The sequence below is a fragment of the Sphingomonas sp. CFBP 13706 genome (assembly GCF_014842355.1).
Lineage (GTDB): Bacteria > Pseudomonadota > Alphaproteobacteria > Sphingomonadales > Sphingomonadaceae > Sphingomonas > Sphingomonas aerolata.
On record NZ_JACYVM010000035.1, the window covers coordinates 1 to 6,486 of the forward strand.

The following is a 6,486-nucleotide window of genomic DNA, read 5'->3' on the forward strand; positions in this document are numbered from 1 at the left end:
AGAGCCTGACAGGTTCATCGTCGATCCGATCCACCAGATGCCGGGACTAAACACCTAGCTATTTCGCACAGGGCCTCTTTCCTCCAAAAATACCGAAGAGTTGACGAAACGAGCGTCAGCGAAGGGAAAATGAGCTGTGACCACATAAAAGAAAGCCCGGCACAAAGGCCGGGCATCCCAGAGATTGTATGGAGCGACGTCGCCAAACGTCGAACCGGGTCTATTGCTGTCCCCTCCATATAGCTCTGAACGAACGTAAGTTCAAGGATGCGCGTTTTGCGCCACGCTACCCCTTTGCCCGGACGATCATGCGCGTCGACGAACGATGACGCACCGCCCCGGCGCGATGGCGCCGGGGTTCCCCCTGCTGCGGAAAGGATAAGATCATCAATTTCGAGCCCCCCTTCCCCACACCACGCTCGGCGATCAGCACGGCCGTGTGGAGCGCCCGGGGTCTTAGATCGCCTCGCTCATGGCAGCGGTCGTCGTGATGGCGGCATTCTTTCCGATGAGATCGAGTGCTTCAATGCCCGCGACTTGCCGCAGAATTTGATGAGACCGGCTGACGGTCGCTATCTGGACATCGACGGTTGTCCGGGAAGAGTGACTGGTGCGTGTGGGAGGCAAGACCGTCGCGTGGGTCGGCGCCTCCCCTGCCCTACCAACGTCGGAAAGGCTCTGTCGTCGACTCTGTCCATCGTGACGACCGGGCGGAGTCAGCGTCAAGGATGCGCGGTTCCCTCAATTTTGACGTGGCCCTCGCTTCGCTTCGACCACGACAAAATCGGCACCCCCACGCCCCGCTTGCGCGGCCGCTGCGCGGTCCTGTGACCCTGACCCCGCCCGATCGTCAGCCGGCATCCGTCTCAACGAACAGACGGAGGTTTACCTGCACGTCCAAACCGCACGCACCCAGGCATGGCTCGCTGAACTTGCAAGCATCCAAGCGGAGATCGCAGCACACGGGATGCCCGAGCAGGCACCCCTCCCCGCAGTAAAGCGAACTCGCAAGCTCAAGCCACTCTGGGAGAAATGAGCATCGTCCGGGCGGCCTCAGCCGCCCGATTAGGATTGGGTCTTCGTCTTGAGCGTCGTTGTATCCGGTGTGGTGCAGGTCGTGTCGAACGAGATCGGGCCGTGGGTACTTCACGATCAATTTCGCCATTTTGCGCTTTGGTGAACGCCGATCGCGTTTGTCGCGTTCGGCGTCTCAATCTCTTATCGATTTGTGGCGTGGCACTGTGGATTCATCAATTGCTTTGGCGATACGGGAACTGAGGGGAACCGCTCCTTCGTCTGGTAGCCGTGTGGTAGCAATGAGCTAGCGATACTGTAGCGACTTGATCGCGGATTGCGTTAGGGTAGCAACTAGACAGCTATGACGTAGCATGTTCATACACGGTTGGTGCCTGCCTCTCGCGGCTTGCCAACCGCGTCTTGACGGTATCGCAAAGGCGCGTGTCGCTAGTTGGTAGCATGCAGCAACCGACTACCAATTGGATCGCGAGCACGTCGCTTCCCTGCCGCAACATCATCGCATCAAACCTGCAACAGGGTCGCGACAAGCCTGCTACTAACTCGCGGGCTAATTGCGAGTAAATCGCAATTATAACGCAGGTTGCTCGCTGCTAGATTGTGTCAAAGTCGCTAGACACTACTTGGTAGGTTGCGATATAGCCGCTTCATGAACGCTGGCTGCTACATGGTAGCAACCTGGCCGCAACGGGAGAGCAGTATGCCAGTCATCAGTTTCGTGTCGCCGAAAGGCGGGGTGGGCAAGACCACGGCGACATTGTTGCTCGCCGGAGAGTTGGCGGAGGCGGGGGGTACCGTACGCCTGATCGATGCTGACCCTAACCTTCCGCTGGTCGACTGGGGCCAGTTACCGGGACGACCGGATGCGATAACTGTCGTCGCGTGCCGCGACGAAAACGCGATCATCGATGAAATCGAGCGGGGCGCGTCGGAGGCGCGCTTCACACTCGTTGACCTCGAAGGCGCGGCAACCGCGACCGTCACGTTCGCAATCGCTCAAAGCGATCTGGTGATCATTCCTTGCAAGGGGTCGCATCTGGATGCCACCCAGGCTGCCCGCGCTATTAAGCTCGTCAAGCAGACGGCGAGAGGCACCAAGACAAAGATCGACTATGCTATCCTGTTCAGCCAAATCCCGCCAGCGCTGCGCTCGAACAATCAGAAGGACATCGCGGAGCAGTTCAACGATGCTGATATTCCGGTCCTTCCCGTCATGATCTACAATCGCGAGGCCTATCGCGCGATGTTCGCCGCTGGTGGCACGCTTCGCACCATCAACGACAAAGGTGTCGGTAACATGAAGGCGGCGCTCGAGAACGCCGAAGCCTATGCGGCAGCAGTGATCGCTAGGCTCCGTAAGGCGCGTACCGTGAAGGAGGCAGCATGACCCGGTCCAGGCTCGATCTCTCGGAGTTCGATGATACGCCAGCGAACAAGGATCCAGCAAAGCTACGCGAGATAAGCGACGGGGCGGGCTTTCCGTCGCGTCCGGCTGTCCCAGCTGTAGCTGCCCCGCCTGTAGCGGCGCCCGTGCCTAGAGAGCGTCCCCAAGCCGGGACATTCCAACGGCCGCCACGCGTAACCGGCAATCGCAATATCGCGATCAACGTGAGGGTAGATCCCGAGACCGCTGCGAGACTCTATGCTCTTCGTGACGCGGATCCGGCACTCAAGCGCGTGCTCGCCGACGTCGTAGCAGATGCGGCGCTCTTGCTTTACGAGAAGGAGATTGGCGGGGCTGCTCCATAGGTAGGGCAGGGGCCTTGCATGGCCGTTAGCGCGGCGACGCAACGCAATCCTGGTTGACCGCCCGCGCGCCGCAGACCCCCGTTAAAGGCGGCCCCACGATCGATGGATAGGGCGTGATACCCCGCTTGGCACGACCGAGACGGCGCCCGAAACACCATACGAGCCGCGCCCGTGTGCCGCGGCGCACGGGCGAGCCCCGGCCGCCAACACGTCGCAAGCTATGGCCGGTCTGCAGGGGAGGGGGGGCAGCCTGATCTGGCGCCGTCAATCTGCTTTCGGGTATCCTGCTCGGCCGCGCTGAAGCGAGCGCCGGCCGTCAGCCTCCGTCGGCGCAACACCCAGACAGGCCGTGGCTGCCAAGATTGGGGAACCGCTGCGTTCGATCCCAGCCAATGCCCTTACCGCATAGAATGGCGGATCGAAGGTCATCCCTTGCCCACGCTAGGTTCGATCAAATCCCATCGGTTTCCGTAGAGGTCTTCGAAGACCGCCACCGTGCCATATGGTTCATGGCGAGGCGCTTCGACAAAACGGATGCCCCGCTGAGTGTAAGCGAGGTGGTCACGGGCAAAGTCGTCTGTTTCGAGAAACAGGAACACGCAACCGCCGCTTTGATCGCCGATCGCCTCACGTTGCCGGTCGCCAACCGCTCGCGCTAGTAACAGTCCGTTCGCCGCACCATGCGGCGCGACCACCACCCACCGCTTGCCATCAGTCAGCACGGTATCTTCACGCAGTTCGAAGCCAAGCTTCTGAACGACGAAGGAGAGCGCGGTGTCATATTCGTCGACAAGGAGAGCGGTCAGGTTCAAGCGTTGAGGCATCCGACGAGGCTGCCCTAATCTGGATGCTAGGCCAACGCCGGCTTCTCGTCTGGATGGTGGATCGGGAAGCCTAGCCTAGCGACGCAAGCTGGCGTGCCACCGCTTTGCCGCCGTGTTTCGAGATAGCCGTCGCGATTGCCCGGGCATCCGCTTTGTCGATCGCTGCAATTTTAACCCGCTCAAGCGCTGCGGTTAGAACCGGACGACCAGCGTCTCGAGCTGTCTGCTCCGCCGCCTTTGCCTGTTCGTCCAGATGGGCAAGTTCCGCTTTTAGAGCTTCCCGCCGAGCCTCGATTGTTGCGAGATCGACGGCGTTCTTGTTCGGGCCATTCTTCGAGTCCGGTTCCAATAGAGAACAACTTAGCAAGTTGCGGGCAATCCAGGAAATAGCAGTTAGCCGTGCCTAATCGTGCAAACGCCTTGCACCGCACTACAAGACCGAAAGCTACTTGTCGCAACCGCACAGTCAATCACTTTTCACCTCCGCGTTTGGAGTGATTTAACTCCAAAGATTTTGTTTTTTCATGAGGATAGGCAATTACTAGGGATGGCAGGATATGCCTCACGGCACCAATGTTTAACATTGGCTTGTGGGGCGCCGCTGCACGGGGCTTTTGGGATGAATGTAGGTCTGCGGTTGAAGGACGAGTTGGTCGCCGAGATTGACTGCGTTGCTGCAGCGAACGGGCAGAACCGCAGCAGCTGGATGGCAAGCGTGCTGGCCAACGCCGTGCTGGCCCCGGGGAACGATGACATCCCGGTGCTGCCATTTCAGGGCAGGGGGCATCCTGACGACCTCGTTCGCGTCACCGTCCGGCTCGACCGGAGCGAGGTCGAAGGCATCGACACCGTAGCGGCGCCGATGAAGATGACGCGAAACGAATGGATCAAACGCACGCTTCGCTGGCAGCTTTGGGACAAGGCGGGCGTGCTGAGGCTGGCTCCGGCCACCCAGGCTGAGATCGTCAAATTGCGCAAGCAGGTGCTTCTGATCGGCCGAAACATCAACCAGGCGGTCCATGCGATGAACGCAGCGAACCAGCCCGAAAGCTCGCTCGATATTGCCCGCATCGCCAGTCCTTTTATCGAAAAATGTGAAGAGCTGAACGCGCTGCTGTTTACGACCCGGCTGGCCCTCTCGGCCGCGATCGGGGCAGAGGTCGGGTACTGGACCGAAACCTACCGAGGTTCAGCAGCGTGAGCTTCCGCTTCTCTTCCGGGACGATGGACTCCATGGCGGGCGTCTTCGCGCCACCGAAGAAGTACCGCCTCGGGACTGGAGGCGGCAGCGCAAAGGGCCCGAGTACCGGGGGCACGATGCTCGGCCTTGCCGTCGCATCGATGTTCCCGAAGACCGCATCATCTTTGGCCACGTCGCGTGCCAGTGCGCAGGCGAAGCACGCTTTCGGAGGCGGATCGCAGGCCCGGATAAACGGCCGTGCAGTGATGACTGCGGATCGCACATCACGTCGAGTTCCAGAGGTTATGGTGCGGATCACGGGGCGCCAGCATGGCGGCGGACACGTCCTTGCCAACTTCGCCTACATCAGTCGGCTGGGGCACGGTCCGGGCGAGGAACTCGGGCTTGAAACCAGCGAGGGCGTCGTGCTGCGCGACGGACGGGACATGCAGATTCTCGCGAAGGATTGGTACAACTTCGAGATGGACGGGGACGCCAGACGCAAGGGTGCGACGTCCATATCGATGATCCTTTCGATGCCGTCTGGGACCGATCCGGAGCGTCTCAAAGCGGCTGCTCTGGATTTCGCAGCCGAGGAGTTTGCGAACCGGTCGTGGGTTGCCGGTCTTCACGTCGATCGCGATCATCCCCACGTTCACCTCACGATCGCACGTCGCGATTTCGATGGGCGCCGCTTCCATCCGGACCGTGATGATCTGTTTCGATGGCGGCAGCGCTTCGCCGAGAAGCTCCGCGAACGCGGCATCGAGGCCAACGCCACGCCGACCAGAGCGCGCGGTATCGACCCCGCGCATGAACACATCGCGGTACGGAAGATGCGCGACAAAGGGCAGGTTCCGCAGATCGATACGGGCCGCGCCTAGCGCGCCCGGCGCCTTCGCGACCAGGGTATTTCCGACCCGGTCGAGGCCGTTCTTGCAAGTCGGCAGGCCATCGTTCGCGCGACCTATATGCGATCCGTCGCGGAGCTGTCGGCTTCGCTTTCCCTTGCCGATCAGGTAGTCGCACAGAGCCTCGAACGGTTCGTCGCAGCATTGCCGCCGCCCGAGCCCAACTCGGCCCGGGCGATGCGTGCCGGTTCACCGTCCCGCAGGCGCGACGCGATCGTTGATGCTCGGACGGGCCCCGCTGTCGCGGATCCCGGGCCCGATCCGATCACCATAGCACTGGAACGTTCTCGCGCTATGCGTGGCAAGCTGGAGGCCAAGCAAGCACTCCGGAAGAGTCCCGAGCGGACCGAAGACACGCCGCATGAACGCCGACCCTCGGGGGTATCCGAGCGCCTTCGCTCGTTTATGGACGAGGCCGAACGGCAGGCCACGGCACCGACGCCAAGCAAGCCGGAGGAGGTCCTTCGCGAGATATTGGATCGTGATTGCGCAACTCTGGACCGCGCGCGTTCGCCGGATAGGGGTGGGCCAGAACGATGAGCACGGACCAGGTAAGCGGTGCTCTGGCAGGCGTTCTGGACGCGTTGACGCTCGTGCAGGAGCAGCTCGATGCGCTGACCGAAAGCGGCCAGCGCACCGAGGCGACACACAGAGAGATCATCCATAGGCTCGACACGATCGATGCGGGCCAGGCCGCCGTGACGGATCAAACGCCGATCCTCGAGATGATCCTAGGTGTTTAGTCCCGGCATCTGGTGGATCGGATCGACGATGAACCTGTCAGGCT

Annotated in this window: 7 protein-coding genes; 5 read left to right on the top strand and 2 right to left on the bottom strand. The window is 61.2% G+C overall.

Features of this window, described 5'->3' with window-relative positions; genetic code table 11:
* Positions 1–1,735 precede the first annotated feature (1,735 nt).
* Both IFS44_RS21280 and IFS44_RS21285 read left to right on the top strand, forming a co-directional pair.
* Positions 1,736–2,422 (top strand): ParA family protein, encoded by a 687-nt coding sequence (locus IFS44_RS21280; RefSeq protein WP_031393547.1) that lies wholly within the window; start codon positions 1,736–1,738, stop codon positions 2,420–2,422.
* Positions 2,419–2,784 carry a hypothetical protein gene (locus IFS44_RS21285; RefSeq protein ID WP_192100086.1) on the top strand — a complete coding sequence of 122 codons (366 nt, stop codon included), beginning with the start codon at positions 2,419–2,421 and terminating at the stop codon, positions 2,782–2,784. Before IFS44_RS21280 ends, IFS44_RS21285 begins: the two co-directional genes overlap by 4 nt.
* 425 nt (positions 2,785–3,209) lie before the next feature.
* Here the strand turns inward: IFS44_RS21285 and IFS44_RS21290 are convergent, their stop codons facing one another.
* Positions 3,210–3,596: a VOC family protein gene (locus IFS44_RS21290; protein WP_342366532.1), complete on the bottom strand. Its 387-nt coding sequence runs from the start codon at positions 3,594–3,596 to the stop codon at positions 3,210–3,212.
* Between the two features lie 82 nt (positions 3,597–3,678).
* Positions 3,679–3,957: a hypothetical protein gene (locus IFS44_RS21295; RefSeq protein ID WP_197977998.1), complete on the bottom strand. Its 279-nt coding sequence runs from the start codon at positions 3,955–3,957 to the stop codon at positions 3,679–3,681.
* A 270-nt stretch (positions 3,958–4,227) separates the two neighbouring features.
* Between IFS44_RS21295 and IFS44_RS21300 the strand changes: the two genes are divergently transcribed.
* The 3 genes from IFS44_RS21300 (at position 4,228) to IFS44_RS21310 (ending at position 6,442) form a co-directional block, all read left to right on the top strand.
* A complete protein-coding gene (locus IFS44_RS21300; RefSeq protein WP_192100090.1) occupies positions 4,228–4,809 on the top strand; it encodes a hypothetical protein in 582 nt (193 codons plus the stop codon).
* The gene (locus IFS44_RS22860; RefSeq protein ID WP_342366534.1) at positions 4,806–5,672 is read left to right on the top strand and encodes a relaxase/mobilization nuclease domain-containing protein; all 867 of its coding nucleotides are present in this window, start codon (positions 4,806–4,808) and stop codon (positions 5,670–5,672) included. The genes IFS44_RS21300 and IFS44_RS22860 overlap by 4 nt, the downstream gene beginning before the upstream one ends.
* A 563-nt stretch (positions 5,673–6,235) precedes the next feature.
* Positions 6,236–6,442, top strand: a complete 207-nt coding sequence (locus IFS44_RS21310) for a hypothetical protein (RefSeq protein WP_192100092.1) — start codon at positions 6,236–6,238, stop codon at positions 6,440–6,442.
* Positions 6,443–6,486: the final 44 nt, after the last annotated feature.